Source organism: Streptomyces sp. Y309, assembly GCF_056712025.1.
Genome location: NZ_CM160048.1, coordinates 7,497,130 through 7,515,480 on the forward strand (window position 1 = coordinate 7,497,130; position 18,351 = coordinate 7,515,480).

Here is an 18,351-nt window from a genome sequence, read left to right on the forward strand (position 1 = left end):
CGACTGCAGGAGCGGGGGACGCTTCGAACGAGGGGACATCGTGGACGAAAGCGGCGGCAGCGGCAGGCCGCAGTCCGAGCACGCGCCCGCCCAGGCGGAGAACGCGCCCGCCGAGGCGGAGGACGCGCCGCCCAGCACGTCCCGGTCCGCGCCCGACCACCGCAGCGACGCCCCCCGCCCGGCAGAGAGCCCGACGGGCCCTGAAGCCGACGCCGAAGCCGCCCACAGCACCGGCAAGGAGCCCGGCGGTCCGACGGCGAACAGGCCCCGGCCCGGGGCGGACGACCGTCGCACCGACGCCGGCTCGTCGGTGCCTCCGGCAGCCGATCGCGCCGACGCGACGGCGCCCTCGGCGCCCGATCGCGCCAGCTCGTCGGTGCCTCCGGCAGCCGGTGACCCCGATTCGGCAGCGCCCTCGGTGCCCGATCGCGCCGGTTCGTCGGCGTCTTCGGCGGCCGATCACGCCGACTCAGCAGTGCCCTCGGTGCCCGATCACGCCGGCCCGGCGGCGCCCCCGTCAGACGATCACGCCGCCCCCGCGGCCCCCGCCACCCCCACCCGCCCAACCACCCCCGTCTCCGTGCGCAAAGAGCACCGCAGTGACGGACCTGGCGGCGTCGACCGGCGCGAGAGTGCCCCGCCACCGCGGGCGCACGCCCACCACTCCGGCGAGCCGCCCAAGGAGGAGCCGAAGAACCCCGGTGGCGGGTTGCTCATGGGGCGGCCCTTCGGTGTGCCCGTGTACGTCGCGCCGAGCTGGTTCCTGGTCGCCGCGCTCATCACCTGGGTGTTCGGCGGCCAGCTCGACCGCGTGCTGCCCGAGCTCGGTGGCGCCCGCTATCTCGTGTCACTGTTCTTCGCGGTCGCCTTCTACGCCTCCGTACTCGTGCACGAGCTGGCCCACACCGTCGCGGCCCTCCGCTTCAAGCTGCCGGTGCGCCGCATCCAGCTCCAGTTCTTCGGCGGCGTCAGCGAGATCGAGAAGGAGAGCGAGACCCCGGGACGCGAGTTCGTGCTCGCGTTCGTCGGCCCACTGCTCTCCCTCGTCCTCGCGGGCGTCTTCTACGCGGGCATGCAGGCCGTGGAACCCGGCACCGTACCGGGCGTCCTGCTCGCGGGCCTGATGATCTCCAACCTCATCGTCGCCGCCTTCAACCTCCTGCCCGGCCTCCCGCTCGACGGCGGCCGTATGCTCCGCGCCGTCGTCTGGAAGATCACCGGCAAGCCCATGAGCGGCACCATCGCCGCCGCCTGGGTCGGCCGCGCGCTCGCCATCTCCGTGCTCGTCGGCCTGCCGATCCTCAACCAGTCCGGCGCCCTCGGCGGCGAGACCCAGGACATCGGCGGCATGGACACCGTCACCGACGCCCTGCTCGCCGCGATCCTCGCCGCGATCATCTGGACGGGAGCCGGCAACAGCCTGCGCATGGCCCGCCTGCGCGAGCACCTGCCCGAGCTGCGCGCCCGCGCGCTGACCCGGCGTGCGGTCCCCGTGGAGACGGACACCCCGCTCTCCGAGGCCCTGCGCCGCGCCAACGCCGCGGGCGCCCGCGCCCTCGTGGTCGTCGACTCCGACGGCGACCCGCTGTCCGTGGTCCGCGAGGCCGCGATCGTCGGCGTCCCCGAGCACCGCCGCCCCTGGGTCGCCGTCAGCGGCCTCGCCCAGGACATCACCGAAGGCATGCGCATCCCGGCGGAGCTGGCCGGGGAGGAACTCCTCGACCGGCTGCGCTCGACCCCCGCGACGGAGTACCTCGTCGTCGAGACCTCCGGCGAGATCTACGGCGTCCTGTCCGCCGCGGACGTCGAGCGCGCCTTCGTCAAGGCCATGGCGAGGCCCAGCTGAGGGGCTACGGCGAGGCGGGCCCGACCGGCTGCGACGAGCCCCGTCCCGGCACGGTGGTCGGCGGCCCCCGCCACGGCCGGTAGGCTGGTCACATGTCCGAACCGACCGGTGCCGCCCGCCGACGCGGGCCCTTCAAGGTCGGGGACCAGGTCCAGCTCACCGACCCCAAGGGACGCCACTACACGTTCACGCTCGAGGCCGGGAAGAACTTCCACACCCACAAGGGTTCCTTCCCGCACGACGAGCTGATCGGTGCTCCCGAGGGCAGTGTTGTCCGCACCACGGGGAACGTCGCCTACCTCGCGCTGCGCCCCCTGCTCCCCGACTACGTCCTGTCCATGCCCCGCGGCGCCGCCGTGGTCTACCCCAAGGACGCGGGGCAGATCCTGGCCTTCGCCGACATCTTCCCCGGCGCCCGCGTCGTGGAGGCGGGCGTCGGCTCCGGCTCGCTCAGCGCCTTCCTGCTGCGCGCCATCGGCGACCACGGAATGCTGCACTCCTACGAGCGCCGCGAGGACTTCGCCGAGATCGCCCAGCAGAACGTGGAGCGCTACTTCGGCGCCCCCCACCCCGCCTGGCAGCTCACCGTCGGCGACCTCCAGGACAACCTGTCCGACACCGAGGTCGACCGCGTCATCCTCGACATGCTGGCCCCCTGGGAGTGCCTGGAGGCCGTCTCCAAGGCCCTCGTGCCCGGCGGCATCCTGTGCGCGTACGTCGCCACGACCACGCAGCTCGCCCGCACCGTCGAGTCGATCCGCGAGATCGGCGGCTTCAACGAGCCGACCGCCTGGGAATCGATGATCCGCAACTGGCACATCGAGGGCCTGGCCGTCCGCCCGGACCACCGCATGATCGGCCACACCGGCTTCCTCCTCACCGCCCGCCGCCTCGCGGACGGCGTCGAGCCGCCCATGCGGCGCCGCCGCCCCGCCAAGGGCGCCTACGGCGAGGACTACACCGGCCCGAACGCCGACGGCGGCAGCCCCCGCTGACCCCGCACGCCCGGGCCGCACCCCCGGTACGCCCGGCGTACACACAACGCACCGGCGCCGCCGCCGAGTTCCCGCAGACCCACGCGGAACTCGGCGGCGGCGCCGTCCTGTTGGGCGCGTGTCACCGCACCGGACCCCGGTGTTCCCCGGCGGTGTGAGGTGTGGCACCATGCTGGCCACCCCACCCCACCGGCACAGCCCTCACAGGAGACGCTCCTCGTGCAGCACCCCGCCGTCCCGGAACTGGCCCACACGGCGGACCGGCCGTGGGCCACCCGCCCCATCCACTGGGTGGCCACCGCCGCCGCACTGGCCGCCGTCGTCGCGGCCTCCGGCTTCCTGCAGCCCGACCACGCCACCGCCGCCCAGACCGACCCCAAGCCGCAGCCCAGGAGCGCCCCGGCGCCCGCTCCCGACCCGGCCGCCGTCACGTACCCGCTCGAGTGCGGCCCCGTGAAGCCCGTCGTCGCCAAGAAGGCCACCGGCGACCTCGACGGCGACGGCCGCCCCGAGAGCGTGGCGGCCGTGCACTGCCAGGCCGGCTCCGGCACCCCGCCGGACGCCGTGTACGTCATCACCCGCCCCCGGGAAGGCAAGCCGCGCGTCGTCGCCACCCTCCTCGACGCCAAGGACCGCCGCACGGTCGACACCCTCGCGGTACGCGGCGGCGCCGTGACCGCGACCCTGCTCGGCTACTCCTCGCCCGACGTGCCCCGCTACCGCCCCGACCTCCGCGAGGAAGTCAAGTGGCGGTGGGAGAACGGCGCGTTCACCCGCTCGACACCCACCGAGGCGCACCGGGCCTGACGCCCCGCGTGCCCCACGCGCCGCCCACGCGACGGCGCGAGGTCTCCGCAGACACCAAGTGGGGCCCGTGGTTACCTTCGGACGGTAACCACGGGCCCCACTTCGCTCACTCAGCGACACTATTCGGTCACTCTGCGTCGGGTCCGTAGACCTCCACCCTGTCCGAAACTCGACGTACGTGAATACAGTCACCCGGGCACTCCTTCGCGGAGTCCGTGACATCGCGGAGAAGCGGCAGCGGCACGGGCGTTGTCGCCCCGGGCGCCTGCAGCAGCTCGTCGTCCGCGCTCTTCACATAGGCCAGGCCGTCGATGTCCAGCTCGAAGACCTCGGGCGCGTACTGGGCACAGATGCCGTCGCCGGTACACAGGTCCTGATCGATCCAGACCTCGAGCAGATCATGGCTTTCGCCGGGGCTCTCCGCCTCGTGCTGCACGGTCATCTCTCCTGCCGAAACTGCGTCGAGCAGGGCGGACTTTGCTGCAAGTCCGGCCAGCCCTGACGGGTGTTGAACAGTTCGACCCTACAACCGGCAGCTTTCCGATGTTGTTGGGTGGGTATTCCCCTGGCGTGAGGGAGAGCGCAAGGGTGAAGATCGGACACACCCCCACCGTCTTTGTGATCTAGGGGTTTCAATCAGCACCCACCCAGGTAGGGTCAGGAAGCGTCCAGCTCCCCTTGGAGGAGGTGAGGACCGTGGCAGCCCACGACGACGACATCAACCGCGGCATCCGGCCGGGGCGAGGGTCTGAAGACCCAGCCGGTCAGGTTGCCTATCTCGAGCAGGAAATCGCCGTCCTGCGACGCAAGCTCGCCGACTCTCCGCGTCATACGAGGATTCTCGAAGAGCGGATCGTCGAGCTGCAGACCAACCTGGCAGGCGTATCCGCACAGAACGAACGGCTCGCGAACACGCTCCGCGAGGCCCGCGACCAGATCGTGGCCCTCAAGGAAGAGGTCGACCGGCTCGCGCAGCCGCCGGCCGGCTTCGGAGTCTTCCTCACGGCGAACGAGGACGGCACCGCCGACATCTTCACCGGCGGCCGCAAGCTCCGTGTGAACGTCAGCCCGAGCGTCGAACTCGACGACCTCAGGCGCGGCCAGGAAGTCATGCTCAACGAAGCGCTCAACGTGGTCGAGGCCATGGAGTACGAGAGCGTCGGAGACATCGTCACCCTCAAGGAGATCCTCGAGGACGGCGAACGCGCCCTGGTGATCGGGCACACCGACGAGGAACGGGTGGTGAGGCTCGCCGAGCCACTCCTGGACGTCACCATCCGCCCCGGAGACGCCCTCCTGCTCGAACCCCGCTCCGGCTACGTCTACGAGGTCGTACCGAAGAGCGAAGTGGAGGAACTGGTCCTCGAAGAGGTCCCGGACATCAGTTACGACAAGATCGGCGGCCTCGGCGGCCAGATCGAGATGATCCGCGACGCGGTCGAGCTCCCCTATCTCTACCCCGACCTCTTCAAGGAGCACGAACTGCGGCCGCCCAAGGGCGTCCTCCTCTACGGCCCGCCCGGCTGCGGCAAGACACTGATCGCGAAGGCCGTCGCCAACTCCCTTGCCAAGAAGGTCGCCGAGGTCACCGGGCAGCCCGCGGGGAAGAGCTTCTTCCTCAACATCAAGGGCCCCGAGCTCCTCAACAAGTACGTCGGCGAGACCGAGCGCCACATCCGCCTGGTCTTCCAGCGCGCACGCGAGAAGGCGAGCGAGGGCACCCCCGTCATCGTCTTCTTCGACGAGATGGAATCCCTCTTCCGCACCCGCGGCAGCGGCGTCAGCTCGGACGTGGAGAACACCATCGTCCCCCAGCTGCTCGCCGAGATCGACGGCGTGGAAGGCCTGGAGAACGTCATCGTCATCGGCGCCTCCAACCGCGAGGACATGATCGATCCAGCCATTCTGCGGCCCGGACGCCTCGACGTGAAGATCAAGATCGAGCGCCCGGACGCCGAGGCGGCCAAGGACATCTTCGCCAAGTACCTGACCGAGCGCCTGCCGCTGCACGCCGACGACCTCGCCGAACACAGCAGCGACAAGGGCGCCACGGTGCACGCCATGATCCAGTCCGTCGTCGAGCAGATGTACGCCGAATCCGAGGAGAACCGCTTCCTCGAAGTCACGTACGCCAACGGCGACAAGGAAGTCCTCTACTTCAAGGACTTCAACTCCGGCGCCATGATCGAGAACATCGTCGGCCGCGCCAAGAAGATGGCCATCAAGGCCTTCCTCGAGCAGAACCAGAAGGGCCTCAGGGTCTCCCACCTCCTCCAGGCTTGCATCGACGAGTTCAAGGAGAACGAGGACCTGCCCAACACCACCAACCCGGACGACTGGGCCCGAATCTCCGGAAAGAAGGGCGAACGGATCGTATACATCCGCACGCTCGTCACCGGAAAGCAGGGCGCCGACACCGGACGCTCCATCGACACGGTGGCCAACACCGGTCAGTACCTGTAGGCGACAGGGCGGCTGCGGGTGCCCTCCACGGGTACCCGCAGCCGACTGTTTTCCGCCGGTCGCGGGCGCCTCGCAGCCGCGTCACCAACCCAGCGAGAGCAAAGCAGGAAATGATCTCCCCACCAGCGCAAAGGCGTTCTAGGCTCTTCCGTACCGCCGAGTCGCGCAGTGCGGGGACGGGCACCGCACACGCACCGGAGAACCAGCGGTACTTGAGCGGTGCCCCCGACCGAGGGCGCCGCCGGGCAAGGAGGGCCGCATGACCGTACGGCGAGTAATGGGCATCGAGACGGAGTACGGCATCTCCGTCCCCGGCCACCCCAACGCCAATGCCATGCTCACCTCGTCCCAGATCGTCAACGCCTACGCCGCGGCGATGCACCGGGCGCGACGCGCCCGCTGGGACTTCGAGGAGGAGAACCCGCTGCGGGACGCGCGGGGCTTCGACCTCGCCCGCGAAGCCGCCGACGCCAGCCAGCTCACCGACGAGGACATCGGCCTCGCCAACGTGATCCTCACCAACGGGGCACGCCTCTACGTGGACCACGCACACCCCGAGTACAGCGCGCCGGAGGTCACCAACCCCCGCGACGCCGTCCTCTGGGACAAGGCCGGCGAGCGGATCATGGCCGAGGCCGCCGAGCGGGCCGCGGCGCTCCCCGGCGCCCAGCCGATCCACCTCTACAAGAACAACACCGACAACAAGGGCGCCTCCTACGGCACGCACGAGAACTACCTGATGAAGCGGGAGACCCCCTTCTCGGACATCGTGCGCCACCTCACGCCCTTCTTCATCTCCCGGCAGGTCTTCGCCGGCGCCGGCCGCGTCGGCATCGGCCAGGACGGCCACGAGCACGGCTTCCAGCTCAGCCAGCGCGCGGACTACTTCGAGGTCGAGGTCGGCCTGGAGACCACCCTCAAGCGGCCCATCATCAACACCCGGGACGAGCCGCACGCCGACGCCGAGAAGTACCGCCGCCTGCACGTGATCATCGGCGACGCGAACCTCTCGGAGATCTCCACCTATCTGAAACTCGGCACCACCTCGCTGGTCCTCGCCATGATCGAGGACGGCTTCATCGCGGTCGACCTGGCCGTCGACCAGCCCGTCCGCACCCTCCACCAGGTCTCGCACGACCCGACCCTGCAGCGCCTGGTCACACTGCGTAGCGGCCGCACACTCACCGCGGTCCAACTCCAGATGGAGTACTTCGAGCTGGCCCGCAAATACGTCGAGGAGCGGTACGGCGCGGACGCCGACGACCAGACCAAGGACGTCCTCACCCGTTGGGAAGACGTCCTCAACCGGCTCGAGAACAACCCGATGAGCCTCTCCGGAGAGCTCGACTGGGTCGCCAAGCGAGAGCTCATGGAGGGCTACCGCCGCCGCGACAGCCTCGACTGGGACGCCGCGCGCCTGCACCTCGTGGACCTCCAGTACGCGGACGTACGCCCGGAGAAGGGCCTCTACAACCGCCTCGCGGCCCGCGGCAAGATCAAGCGCCTCCTCGACGAGGGCGACGTCGAGCGGGCCCGCACCAAGCCCCCCGAGGACACCCGCGCCTACTTCCGCGGCCGCTGCCTGGAGCAGTACGCCGACGACGTCGCCGCGGCCTCGTGGGATTCGGTCATCTTCGACCTGCCCGGACGGGACTCGCTCCAGCGCGTCCCGACCCTGGAGCCGCTACGCGGAACGCGTAATCACGTCAAGGAACTGCTCGACCGGTGCCGCACGGCGGAGGATCTGGTCCGAGTGCTGTCCGGGGGCTGAAAGGCGGCTGAAAGCCCGACGGCCGGGGAATCACAGAGGTGGGCCCCGCACGTTGAAGAAGTGCGGGGCCGATGTCAGACCCGGCTTGTAAGGTCTGATCAAGAAACGTCGAACCGAGCGGGGTGAGCTAGATGGCGACCAAGGACACCGGCGGCGGACAGCAGAAGGCGACGCGCTCCACCGAGGAGGTCGAGGAGCAGGCGCAGGACGCGCAGGCTTCGGAAGACCTCAAGGAGCGCCAGGAGAAGCTGAGCGACGACGTGGACTCGGTTCTGGATGAAATCGACGACGTACTCGAGGAGAATGCCGAGGACTTCGTGCGGAGTTTCGTGCAGAAAGGCGGAGAATAACCGAAATGTCCGGTTCTTCGGTCGAGAAGCAATGCGCAGGCTGCAAGCGAATACTGCCGACTGCTTCGTTCGCCCGCGACAAGAATCGGCGTGACGGTCTCCAAACACGATGCCGGGAGTGTGTGGCGGAATACAGTTCCACGCACTATCGGCGTCGCAGAGCCGCAGTCGGCAAGCCGGTCAGGGAGAAGGTGGACGTGCCTCCTGGCCACAAGCTCTGCCGGACATGCAATGAGATCAAGCCTCACAGCGAGTGGTACCGCAACGCGACCGCCTCCGACGGGCTGTCGACGCGCTGCAAGGCATGCCGGGCCATCCAGGGCCGAGAGGGCCACCTCAAGCGGCAGTACGGCCTCACCGAAGCCGAGCGTGACGAGATGATCGCCTCCCAGATGGGGGTCTGCGTGATCTGTCTCAAGGCCCCGCCCGCGCATGTGGATCACTGTCACGAGACGGGTAGGGTCCGTGGCGTACTGTGCTTCAACTGCAATTCGGCCATCGGCAAGTTGGGAGATGATCCCGACACCCTCCGTCGGGCCATCAGCTACTTGGAAGGAAACGCGTGGAAGCCAACACTCGTAGCACCGGGCGTCTACCGGCTGCCTTCCTGACTCCCGGATCATCCTCGTTCATGGACTTCCTCTCCGGGCATCAGCCGGACATGCTGCCCGGCAACCGGCAGTTGCCCCCGACCCAGGGTGTGATCGAGGCGCCGCACGGCACGACCATCGTCGCGACGACGTATCCCGGTGGCGTGGTGCTCGCCGGGGACCGGCGGGCGACGATGGGCAATGTCATCGCGCAGCGTGACATCGAGAAGGTCTTTCCCGCCGACGAGTATTCGGCGGTCGGCATCGCCGGCACGGCCGGTCTCGCCGTCGAGATGGTGAAGCTCTTCCAGCTGGAGCTGGAGCATTTCGAGAAGGTCGAGGGGGCGACGCTCTCCCTGGAGGGCAAGGCCAACCGCCTGTCGACGATGATCCGGTCGAATCTGGGCATGGCGATGCAGGGCCTCGCGGTGGTCCCGCTCTTCGCGGGGTACGACGTGGACCGCGCCAAGGGCCGCATCTTCTCGTACGACGTGACGGGTGGCCGCAGCGAGGAGCAGGGCTTCGCGGCGACGGGCTCCGGCTCGGTGTTCGCGCGCGGAGCGATGAAGAAGCTGTACCGCGACGACCTGACGGAGGAGCAGGCGACGACGCTCGTCGTGCAGGCGCTGTACGACGCCGCGGACGACGACTCGGCGACGGGTGGTCCCGATGTCGCCCGGCGGATCTATCCGATTGTCACGGTGATCTCCGAGGAGGGTTTCCGGAGGCTGACGGAGGAGGAGTCCTCCGAGATCGCCCGCTCGATTCTGGCGCGGCGTCTTGAGCAGCCGGACGGCCCGCGGGCCGCGCTGCTCTGAGTGCCCCGTTGTTGTTGTGGAATTTTTGACAGAAAGGGACGGATAGCCGGTGTCGACGCCGTTCTATGTCTCACCCCAGCAGGCCATGGCCGACCGGGCGGAATATGCCCGGAAGGGCATCGCCCGCGGTCGCAGTCTGGTCGTGCTGCAGTACGCCGATGGCATTGTGTTCGTCGGTGAGAACCCGTCCCGAGCGCTGCACAAGTTCAGCGAGATCTATGACCGGATCGGTTTCGCCGCGGCCGGTAAGTACAACGAGTACGAGAACCTCCGTATTGGCGGCGTCCGATATGCGGATCTGCGGGGGTATACGTACGACCGTGACGACGTCACGGCCCGTGGCCTGGCGAATGTGTACGCGCAGACGCTGGGCACGATTTTCTCCAGCAACGCGGAGAAGCCCTACGAGGTCGAGCTGGTCGTGGCCGAGGTCGGCACGACGCCCGACGGAGACCAGATCTACCGGCTGCCGCACGACGGTTCCATCGTGGACGAGCACGGCTCGGTCGCGGTGGGCGGCAACGCGGAACAGATCAGCACCTATCTCGATCAGCGCCACCGTGACGGCATGACGCTCGCCGAGGCGCTGAAGCTCGCGGTGCAGGCGCTGTCGCGGGACACCAACGGCAGCGAGCGGGAGATCCCCGCGGAGCGCCTGGAGGTGGCGGTCCTGGACCGGACGCGGCCGCAGCAGCGGAAGTTCAAGCGGATCGTGGGCCGCCAGTTGGAGCGGCTCCTCGGTGGGGACAGCGCGGCGGACGCCGAGGACGCGGAGGACGGCGCGGAGCCGGACACCGGCTCCGGCGCAGACGCGGACTCCGCTGCCGGTTCGGGCTCGGATTCCGGTTCGGGTTCTGGTGCCTCCGGCAAGGATGCGCCCGGTAAGGATGAGCCCGGTAAGGGTTCGTCCGGCAAGGATGAGCCCGGCAAGGGTTCGTCCGACAAGGAGAAGTAGTCCAGGAGCGGCCTGGCTCCCGTACGGAGCAGGTCGGTGCCTGCGTGGCCCCGCGTCCCGGCGTTCAGCGCCGGGACGCGGGGCTCTGTGCTGTCGAGCCGCGGACGACGAGGCGCACGGGCAGCGGTTCGGGCTCGGGGGTGTGGCCGCCGAGGACGGCGATGAGGGTGGCCATGCCCTGTTCGCCGAAGCGTTCGGCGGGCAGGGCGACGGTGGTGAGTTCCGGTTCGACGGCGGTGGCGAGGGTGAGGTCGTCGAAGCCGGTCACGCTGAGGTCGTCGGGCACGTGCAGGCCGAGTCGGCGCGCGGCCTTGCAGGCGCCCGCGGAGAGCACGTCGTCGTCGCAGATGACGGCGGTGGGGCGGGGCCCCGGCGCGGTGAGCGCGGCTTCCGTGGCGGTGCGCGCGTCGTCGACGGCGAGGGCGGCCCTGGCGGTGCGTACGGTCGCGCCGGTGCCAGCCAGCGCGGCGGCGAGGGCATTGCGGCGCACGTCGAAGGTCCAGGAGCTGATGTCCGCGGCCAGGTGCAGGAGGTCGCGGTGGCCGAGGGAGAGCAGATGTTCCGCGGCCTGGCGCATGCCGTCGGCGATGTCGAGGTTGACGGTGGCGGCGCCGAGGCTGTGCGCGGGGTCGCTGTCGAGCATGACGAGGGGGAGTTCGTCGCCGCGGATCGTCGCGAGGGCTTCGGAGGCCATGGAGGAGGCCAGGACGCCGTCGAGGGAGGCGCGGGCGGAGTCGAAGGGGTCGCGGGCCGGGGCGGTGAGGTCCGGGGTGGGGTAGAGGACGACGCCGAAGCCGTGCCGGGCGGCGACGCGGGCGGCGCCGGTGTGCACGCGGGCGAAGAACTCGTTGGTGAGCTCGGGGACGACGAGGAGGGCGGTGCGGGTGCGGCCGAGGCGGAGGTTGCGGGCGGCGAGGTTCGGGCGGTAGCCGAGCTCCCGGGCGGCGGCGCGGACGCGCTCGGCGGTGCGCTCGGCGACGCGGCCCTGCCACTTGTCGCCGAGCACGAGGGAGACGGTGGCCTGCGAGACGCCGGCGGCACGGGCGACGTCGCGGCTGGTGGGGCGGGGGGCCGAGGTCTCGTGCTGGGGTCCGGCCACGGACGCCTCCTGCTCGCTGTGGGCCCCGGTGGGTGGCCGGGGCGGTGGTCCGAGGTGGGCCCTGTGGGGCGGGTCGGCCCCGTGGACCGATGGACGGGTGGACAGCGCACATGGTACGTATGACCCGCGGCGTTATACGTACAACGTGAGGCGCGGCGGCGCGCGGGCGGGGCGAGGAGAGGCTCACTGATGGCTTCCGGATACGGCGAGATCCTGCGTGCGCGGTACGCGACGCGGCTGCTTGTGGGCACGCTCGTGGGCCGCCTGCCGAACGCGACGGCACCGATCGCCGTCGTGCTGTTCGTGCGGGCCGAGGGCGGCTCGTACAGCCTGGCCGGGGCGCTCGCCGCCGTGTACGGCGTGGCCAACGCCGTCGGCCAGCCGCTGCTCGGCCGGCTCGTGGACCTCTACGGCCAGCCGCGCGTGCAGCTGCCCGCCGCCGTGGTGTCCGCCCTGGCCATGGTGGCGCTGGCCTGCACGGGCCCGGACTCGGTGGCCCTCGCGTACGGCGCGGTGGCCGTCGCGGGCCTGTCCACGCCGCCCCTGGAGGGCGGCCTGCGCGCGCTGTGGCCGAACGTCCTGCGCGGCGAGAAGCAGGTGCACACCGCGTACGCCATGGACGCGGTGGCCCAGGAAGTCATGTTCACCGTCGGGCCGTTGCTCGTCACCGGGTGTGTGGCGCTGTGGTCGGAGCGCGCGGCCCTGCTCGTCGTCAACGTGGTCGGGGTGCTCGGCGCCCTGTCGGTGGTGCTGTCCAAGCCCTCGCGCCAGTGGCGTTCGCAGGCGCGCGAGGCGCACTGGCTGGGGGCGCTGCGGTCCCCGGGCCTGCTCGTGCTCCTCGGGGTGTATCTGTTCGTCGGGGTGGCGATCGGCTCCATCAACGTCGCCGGTGTGTCGTACGCGGACGGGCACGGCGGCGACACCGTGTACGGGTGGCTCATCGCGGCACTGGGGCTCGGCGGCCTGGTCGGCGGCGTGCTGTACGGGGCGCGGCAGTGGGCCGGGGTGCCGGAGAAGCGGCTGACGGTGCTCGTGGCGCTGCTCGCCGTCTGCTACCTGCCGTTGACGCTCACGCCGGGCGCGGTCGCGATGACGGTGCTCGCGGGGATCGCGGGGCTGTTCCTCGCGCCGTCCCTGGCGTGCGCGTTCATCGTCGTCGACCGGCACGCTCCGCGGGGCACGGTGACGGAGGCGTTCTCCTGGCTGGTGACCACGTTCATGGTCGGTTCCTCGCTCGGAACGGCCGGGGCGGGTCCGGTCGTTGAGTGGGGCGGGACGGTGTGGGGGTTCGCGGTGCCCGGGTTCGCGGGCGCGGCGGCGCTCGTCGTGCTGCTCGCCACGGGGCGCGTGCTCGCCGCGGGTGCCGACACGGGCGCCGGCGCGGGTGCTGACATGGGCGGGACTGTTGAGTGTTCATCGGAAACTGATCGAAACGGTGCCGCCGAACCCGGTTTCAGTGCGGGGCATCGGGCGTAATGTTCAGGCATGGACCGCCGCATTTTCGGGCTGGAGAACGAGTACGGCGTCACGTGCACGTTCAGGGGACAGCGCCGTCTGTCGCCTGACGAAGTGGCGCGCTACCTCTTCCGCCGTGTTGTGTCATGGGGCCGCAGCAGCAACGTCTTTCTGCGGAACGGCGCCCGCCTGTATCTCGACGTGGGCTCACACCCGGAATACGCGACACCCGAGTGTGACAACGTGACCGAGCTGGTGACCCACGACAAGGCCGGCGAGCGCATTCTGGAAGGCCTGCTCGTCGACGCCGAGCGCCGCCTGCACGAGGAGGGAATCGCGGGCGACGTCTATCTCTTCAAGAACAACACCGACTCGGCGGGAAACTCCTATGGTTGCCACGAGAACTATCTCGTGGCCCGGCACGGGGAGTTCTCGCGTCTCGCGGACATCCTCATTCCGTTCCTCGTCACCCGTCAGTTGCTGTGCGGCGCCGGCAAGGTGCTGCAGACCCCGCGCGGCGCGGTGTACTGCGTGAGCCAGCGCGCGGAGCACATCTGGGAGGGCGTCTCGTCGGCGACGACACGCTCGCGGCCGATCATCAATACGCGTGACGAACCGCACGCGGACGCCGAGCGCTATCGCCGGCTGCATGTGATCGTCGGTGACTCGAACATGTCCGAGACGACCATGCTCCTGAAGGTCGGCGCGACCGATCTCGTGCTGCGGATGATCGAAGCGGGCACGGTGATGCGGGATCTGACGCTGGAGAACCCGATCCGGGCCATCCGCGAGGTCAGCCACGACATCACGGGCCGCCGCAAGGTCCGCCTGGCCAGCGGCCGGGAGGCCTCCGCCCTCGAGGTGCAGCGGGAGTACTACGAGAAGGCGGTCGACTTCGTCGACCGCCGCGGCATCCGCACCGGCACCGTCGAGCAGGTCCTCGAGCTCTGGGGCCGGGCGCTCGACGCGATCGAGACCGAAGACCTGGACCGCATCGCCACCGAGATCGACTGGGTGATGAAGTACAAGCTCATCGAGCGGTATCGCGCCAAGAACAACATGACGATGTCGCACCCGCGGGTCGCGCAGATAGACCTCGCGTACCACGACATCCACCGCCGCCGGGGTCTCTACTACCTCCTGGAGAAGAAGGGCCAAGCCGCCCGGATCTGCAACGACTTGAAGATCTTCGAGGGCAAGTCGGTGCCGCCGCAGACCACCCGGGCGCGGCTGCGCGGCGACTTCATCCGCCGTGCCCAGGAGCAGCGGCGGGACTTCACGGTGGACTGGGTGCACCTCAAGCTGAACGACCAGGCGCAGCGCACCGTGTTGTGCAAGGACCCGTTCCGTTCCGTCGACGACCGGGTGGAGAAGCTGATCGCCGGAATGTGAGCGGCGGCCGGCCGCCGGATGACCGAATCGTGGTCGGTGAGAGAGCGGTTTGTGGCCGGTGAGACGCCGGGGCGTTGCGGGAACGCAACGCGGGGCGCCGTACGTTCCTCGTACGGCGCCCTTCTCACTGCGTAGAGTTGCGCGCACGCCAACCACAAGATCGATCGATACGAGGCCCCCACCGTGCGCCGACGCTCACTTCTTCTGGCCGTTCCGGCCGGCCTGCTGACCCTGGCCGGATGCGGCGACGACGACAAGTCCGACAAGGCGAAGTCCAAGGACAGCCCGTCCCCGTCGAATTCCACGCCGCCGAAGGCGAAGATCGTCGACGGACCCGTGCCCGCCGTGACCAAGGGCACGAAGTTCGGCGAGAAGCCCACGGTCGCCAAGGGCTCCGGCAAGCCGTCGTCCGACCTCGCCGTGAAGACCCTCATCGCGGGCAAGGGCGCCGAGGTCGCCAAGGGCGACTATCTCCAGGCCCACTATCTCGGGCAGATCTGGGACACGGCCAAGGTCTTCGACAATTCGTACGACCGCAAGGCTCCGACGATCTTCCCGATCGGCGTCGGCCAGGTCATCCCGGGCTGGGACCAGGCGCTGGTCGGCAAGAAGATCGACAGCCGCGTCGAGCTCGCCATCCCGCCGGAGCTGGGCTATGGCAAGCAGGGCAACAAGCAGGCCGGCATCAAGGGCACGGACACCCTGGTGTTCGTCGTCGACATCGTGAACACGTACAGCAAGACGAGCTCCGCCAAGGGCAAGGACGTCGCCCAGGACAACATGGACCTGCCGAAGATCGGGACGAACACCGACGGCAAGGCCCCCAAGATCGACGTGCCGAAGAAGGACGCCCCGAAGAAGGTCGCCGCGGCGTACGTCATCGAGGGCGACGGCGACGAGGTCAAGGAGAGCGACACGCTCCTCTGCCAGTACGAGGGCGTGCTGTGGGCGGACGGCAAGGAGTTCGACTCCTCGTACAAGAGCGGTCAGCTCGCGCAGTTCCAGCTCGCGCAGGTCATCCCCGGCTGGCGCGAGGGCCTGAAGGGCAAGAAGGTCGGCAGCCGCGTCCTGGTGGTCGTGCCCCCCAAGGAGGGGTATGGCGACAAGCCGCCGCAGGGCAGCCCCATCAAGAAGGACTCCACGCTGGTCTTCTCCGTGGACATCCTCGCCAAGATGTGACCCGCGCGGGATGGATGCGAGACTGTCCCGGTTGCCCATCACGCACATGAGCAGGAGTTATTCGTGAGTATCGACAAGCCCGAGATCGACTTCCCCGACGGTCCGGCCCCCTCCGCCCTTGAGATCGAGGACATCTGGGAGGGCGACGGCGCCGTGGCGAAGGCGGGCGACTTCGTCAAGGTCCACTACGTGGGAGTGTCCTTCTCCTCCGGCGAGGAGTTCGACGCCTCCTGGAACCGCGGCAACCCGCTGGAGTTCCAGCTCGGCGCCGGCCAGGTCATCTCCGGCTGGGACCAGGGCGTGCAGGGCATGAAGGTCGGCGGCCGCCGCAAGCTGACCATCCCGCCGCACCTGGCGTACGGCGAGCGCGGTGCCGGTGGCGGCCGCATCGCCCCGGGCGAGACCCTGATCTTCGTCTGCGACCTGGTCTCCGTCTGAGCCACCCCGGGCGCGTCCGCGTCCGACCGGATGTGTCCGGTGAGGGCCCATGCCTGCTCTGGCGTGGGCCCTCCCGCTTGCCTCCGCTTGCCTCCGGCTTTTGCCACGACACCCCGTAGCGGTACGGTCGTCGATCGGGAGAGAGAAAGGGCGTCGATGGCCATTGCCAAGGCCGAGCGGCTGATGAATCTGGCGCTGTGTCTGCTCGGGACGAGGCGGCCGCTCAGCAAGCGGGAGCTGCGCGAGTCCATCGAGGCGTACGTCGAGGCCTTCGGGCCGGGCCCGGGTGCGGCCTTCGGGCCGGGCCGGGGCGCGCTCTCCGGGGCGTCGACCGGGTCCGAGGACTCCTTCAACCGCATGTTCGAGCGCGACAAGGACGACCTGCGCGAACTGGGCCTGGTCATCGAGACGGTGGAGAACCTGGACGGCGAGGTCGGCTATCTTGCCCGCCGCGACAGCAACCGCCTCCCGCCCATCACGCTGGACGCCGAGGAGGCGGCCGCGCTCGGCCTGGCCGCGAAGGTCTGGCAGCAGGCCCGGCTCGCGGGCGCCGCGAGCGGCGCGCTGCAGAAGCTGCGCGCCGCCGGACTGCCCGAGGACGTCGACCCGTACGAGGCGCACGGCGCCCTGGAGCCGCGCATCCCCGTGCACGAGGCGTCGTTCGAGCCGCTGATGCTCGCCTGCCGCGACCGGCGCCCCGTCGTCTTCGATTACCGCAAGGCCACCGCCGCGCGCCCCGAGCCGCGCCATGTCGAGCCGTGGGCCCTGGAGTGCTGGCGCGGCCACTGGTATCTGGCGGGCTGGGACCGCGACCGCGAGGCCGAGCGGGTCTTCCGGCTCTCCCGGATCACCGGCAAGGTCCGCTCGCGCGCGGGGAAGTTCCGGGCCGAGGTGCCCGACGTGGTCACGGTGCGCGAGACCGTGGCGAGCTGGGCGGGGGAGAGCGCGGACCGCACCGCCCTGATCCGGCTGCGCGCGGGCGCCGGTTATCCGCTGCGCGCGAAGGCCGTCGGCTCCCGGGAACTCGGCGGGGGCTGGGACGAGTTGGAGATTCCGTACGGGCACGGGCTCGACGCCTGGCTGGTGGAGTTCGGGCCCGACGTGGTGGTCCTGGAGCCCGCCGAGCTGCGGGCCGATGTCGTGGACCGGCTGCGCGCCGTGGCCAAGGGCTGAGGGGGACGGAACAAGCAATGGCCACGAACGCCATCGACCAGACCAGGCGCATGCTGTCCCTGGTGACGTATCTGCGCGAGCGGCCGGGTGCCCGCGTCGATGACGTCGCGCGGGCCTTCGGCATCAGCCAGGACGAGCTGATCTCCGACCTGGACGTGCTGCCGCTGTGCGGGACGAGCTTCCGCGGCGGTGACCTGCTGGACATCGACACCGACGGCGACCGGATCTGGTGGCACAACCCGGACGACGTCGCGGAGCCGCTCAGGCTCGCAGCGGACGAGGCCACGGCGCTGCTCGTGGCCGCCCGCGCGGTGTCCACGCTGCCGGGACTGCGCGAGAGCGACCGGCTCGCGCTGCTGCGCGCGACGGCGAAGCTGGAGGAGGCCGCGGGGGAGGCGGCCGGCGCCAGCTCGCGGCTCTCGGTCACCTTCGAGTCCGAGGGCGGCGTCTTCGCCGATGTGGACCGCGCCATCTCCGAGCGGCGCAGACTCTGGATCCGTTACTACTCACCGGCCCGTGACCAGGTCACCGAGCGCGAGATCGACCCGATCCGGCTGGTCAGCGTCGGCCACACCTATGTGGAGGCGTGGTGCCGCCGCTCCGAGGCGCGCCGCACCTTCCGGCTCGACCGGGTCGCCGAGATCAAGATCCTGGACGAGCCGTCCGCGCCGCCCGAGGTCGAGCTGCGGGACCTCTCCGCGGGCCTGGTGCAGCCCGCCGCCGAGGACCCCGAGGTCGTGGTGGAGGTCGGCCCCGGCGGCCGCTGGGTCGCCGAGTACTACCCGCACGACAGCGCGGAAGAGCTCCCCGAGGGCGGCCTGCGCATCACGCTGCGCACCCCCGAACCCGCCCTCCTGCGCCGTCTCGCGCTGCGCCTGGGCCGCGACGGCCACATCGTGTCGCCCCAGGACCTGGCGGACAGCGCCCGCCGCGCGGCACGGGAGGCGCTGGCGGCGTACGACGGGGTGACGGCGGAGACGTACGAGGACGGCCCCGCGGTGCCGGGAGAACAGAGCTGAG

At 70.1% G+C, this 18,351-nt stretch carries 17 protein-coding genes; 15 read left to right on the forward strand and 2 right to left on the reverse strand.

The window, feature by feature from the left end:
* Positions 1-40: 40 nt before the first annotated feature.
* The 3 genes from AC0KTA_RS31145 (at position 41) to AC0KTA_RS31155 (ending at position 3,648) form a co-directional block, all read left to right on the forward strand.
* Positions 41-1,846, forward strand: coding sequence for a site-2 protease family protein (locus AC0KTA_RS31145; RefSeq protein WP_481051534.1), 1,806 nt, complete (start codon positions 41-43; stop codon positions 1,844-1,846).
* A gap of 92 nt (positions 1,847-1,938) precedes the next feature.
* Positions 1,939-2,841 carry a tRNA (adenine-N1)-methyltransferase gene (locus AC0KTA_RS31150; RefSeq protein ID WP_190118966.1) on the forward strand — a complete coding sequence of 301 codons (903 nt, stop codon included), beginning with the start codon at positions 1,939-1,941 and terminating at the stop codon, positions 2,839-2,841.
* A 219-nt stretch (positions 2,842-3,060) separates the two neighbouring features.
* A complete protein-coding gene (locus AC0KTA_RS31155; RefSeq protein WP_481051535.1) occupies positions 3,061-3,648 on the forward strand; it encodes a hypothetical protein in 588 nt (195 codons plus the stop codon).
* 127 nt (positions 3,649-3,775) lie between these two features.
* Here the strand turns inward: AC0KTA_RS31155 and AC0KTA_RS31160 are convergent, their stop codons facing one another.
* Positions 3,776-4,090, reverse strand: coding sequence for a ferredoxin (locus AC0KTA_RS31160; protein WP_481051536.1), 315 nt, complete (start codon positions 4,088-4,090; stop codon positions 3,776-3,778).
* A 254-nt stretch (positions 4,091-4,344) separates the two neighbouring features.
* Here AC0KTA_RS31160 and arc point away from each other — a divergent pair, with 254 nt between their 5' ends.
* The 6 genes from arc to prcA all read left to right on the forward strand — a co-directional run bounded on the left by arc (position 4,345) and on the right by prcA (position 10,595).
* Positions 4,345-6,111, forward strand: a complete 1,767-nt coding sequence (gene arc / locus AC0KTA_RS31165; protein WP_481051537.1) for a proteasome ATPase — start codon at positions 4,345-4,347, stop codon at positions 6,109-6,111.
* Positions 6,112-6,370: 259 nt separating this feature from the next.
* On the forward strand, positions 6,371-7,882 hold the full coding sequence (gene dop, locus AC0KTA_RS31170) for a depupylase/deamidase Dop (protein WP_481051538.1): 1,512 nt from the start codon (positions 6,371-6,373) through the stop codon (positions 7,880-7,882).
* A gap of 131 nt (positions 7,883-8,013) precedes the next feature.
* Positions 8,014-8,232: a ubiquitin-like protein Pup gene (locus AC0KTA_RS31175; protein WP_011027899.1), complete on the forward strand. Its 219-nt coding sequence runs from the start codon at positions 8,014-8,016 to the stop codon at positions 8,230-8,232.
* Positions 8,233-8,237: 5 nt separating this feature from the next.
* Positions 8,238-8,843, forward strand: a complete 606-nt coding sequence (locus AC0KTA_RS31180; RefSeq protein ID WP_481051539.1) for an endonuclease VII domain-containing protein — start codon at positions 8,238-8,240, stop codon at positions 8,841-8,843.
* Positions 8,795-9,640 carry a proteasome subunit beta gene (gene prcB / locus AC0KTA_RS31185; protein ID WP_481051540.1) on the forward strand — a complete coding sequence of 282 codons (846 nt, stop codon included), beginning with the start codon at positions 8,795-8,797 and terminating at the stop codon, positions 9,638-9,640. The genes AC0KTA_RS31180 and prcB overlap by 49 nt, the downstream gene beginning before the upstream one ends.
* A gap of 49 nt (positions 9,641-9,689) precedes the next feature.
* Positions 9,690-10,595, forward strand: a complete 906-nt coding sequence (prcA, locus tag AC0KTA_RS31190; RefSeq protein WP_481051541.1) for a proteasome subunit alpha — start codon at positions 9,690-9,692, stop codon at positions 10,593-10,595.
* A gap of 64 nt (positions 10,596-10,659) precedes the next feature.
* On the opposite strand, the gene AC0KTA_RS31195 is transcribed toward prcA, so the two are convergent.
* On the reverse strand, positions 10,660-11,694 hold the full coding sequence (locus AC0KTA_RS31195; protein ID WP_481051542.1) for a LacI family DNA-binding transcriptional regulator: 1,035 nt from the start codon (positions 11,692-11,694) through the stop codon (positions 10,660-10,662).
* 189 nt (positions 11,695-11,883) lie between these two features.
* On the opposite strand from AC0KTA_RS31195, the gene AC0KTA_RS31200 reads away from it, so the two are divergent.
* The 6 genes from AC0KTA_RS31200 to AC0KTA_RS31225 all read left to right on the forward strand — a co-directional run bounded on the left by AC0KTA_RS31200 (position 11,884) and on the right by AC0KTA_RS31225 (position 18,350).
* Positions 11,884-13,170 (forward strand): MFS transporter, encoded by a 1,287-nt coding sequence (locus tag AC0KTA_RS31200; protein ID WP_481051543.1) that lies wholly within the window; start codon positions 11,884-11,886, stop codon positions 13,168-13,170.
* 9 nt (positions 13,171-13,179) lie between these two features.
* On the forward strand, positions 13,180-14,541 hold the full coding sequence (gene pafA, locus AC0KTA_RS31205) for a Pup--protein ligase (RefSeq protein ID WP_481051544.1): 1,362 nt from the start codon (positions 13,180-13,182) through the stop codon (positions 14,539-14,541).
* 183 nt (positions 14,542-14,724) lie between these two features.
* On the forward strand, positions 14,725-15,720 hold the full coding sequence (locus AC0KTA_RS31210) for an FKBP-type peptidyl-prolyl cis-trans isomerase (protein ID WP_481051545.1): 996 nt from the start codon (positions 14,725-14,727) through the stop codon (positions 15,718-15,720).
* 63 nt (positions 15,721-15,783) lie between these two features.
* The gene (locus AC0KTA_RS31215) at positions 15,784-16,158 is read left to right on the forward strand and encodes an FKBP-type peptidyl-prolyl cis-trans isomerase (protein WP_481051546.1); all 375 of its coding nucleotides are present in this window, start codon (positions 15,784-15,786) and stop codon (positions 16,156-16,158) included.
* Positions 16,159-16,314: 156 nt separating this feature from the next.
* A complete protein-coding gene (locus tag AC0KTA_RS31220; protein ID WP_481051547.1) occupies positions 16,315-17,331 on the forward strand; it encodes a helix-turn-helix transcriptional regulator in 1,017 nt (338 codons plus the stop codon).
* A gap of 17 nt (positions 17,332-17,348) precedes the next feature.
* Positions 17,349-18,350, forward strand: a complete 1,002-nt coding sequence (locus AC0KTA_RS31225; protein WP_481051548.1) for a helix-turn-helix transcriptional regulator — start codon at positions 17,349-17,351, stop codon at positions 18,348-18,350.
* Position 18,351: the final 1 nt, after the last annotated feature.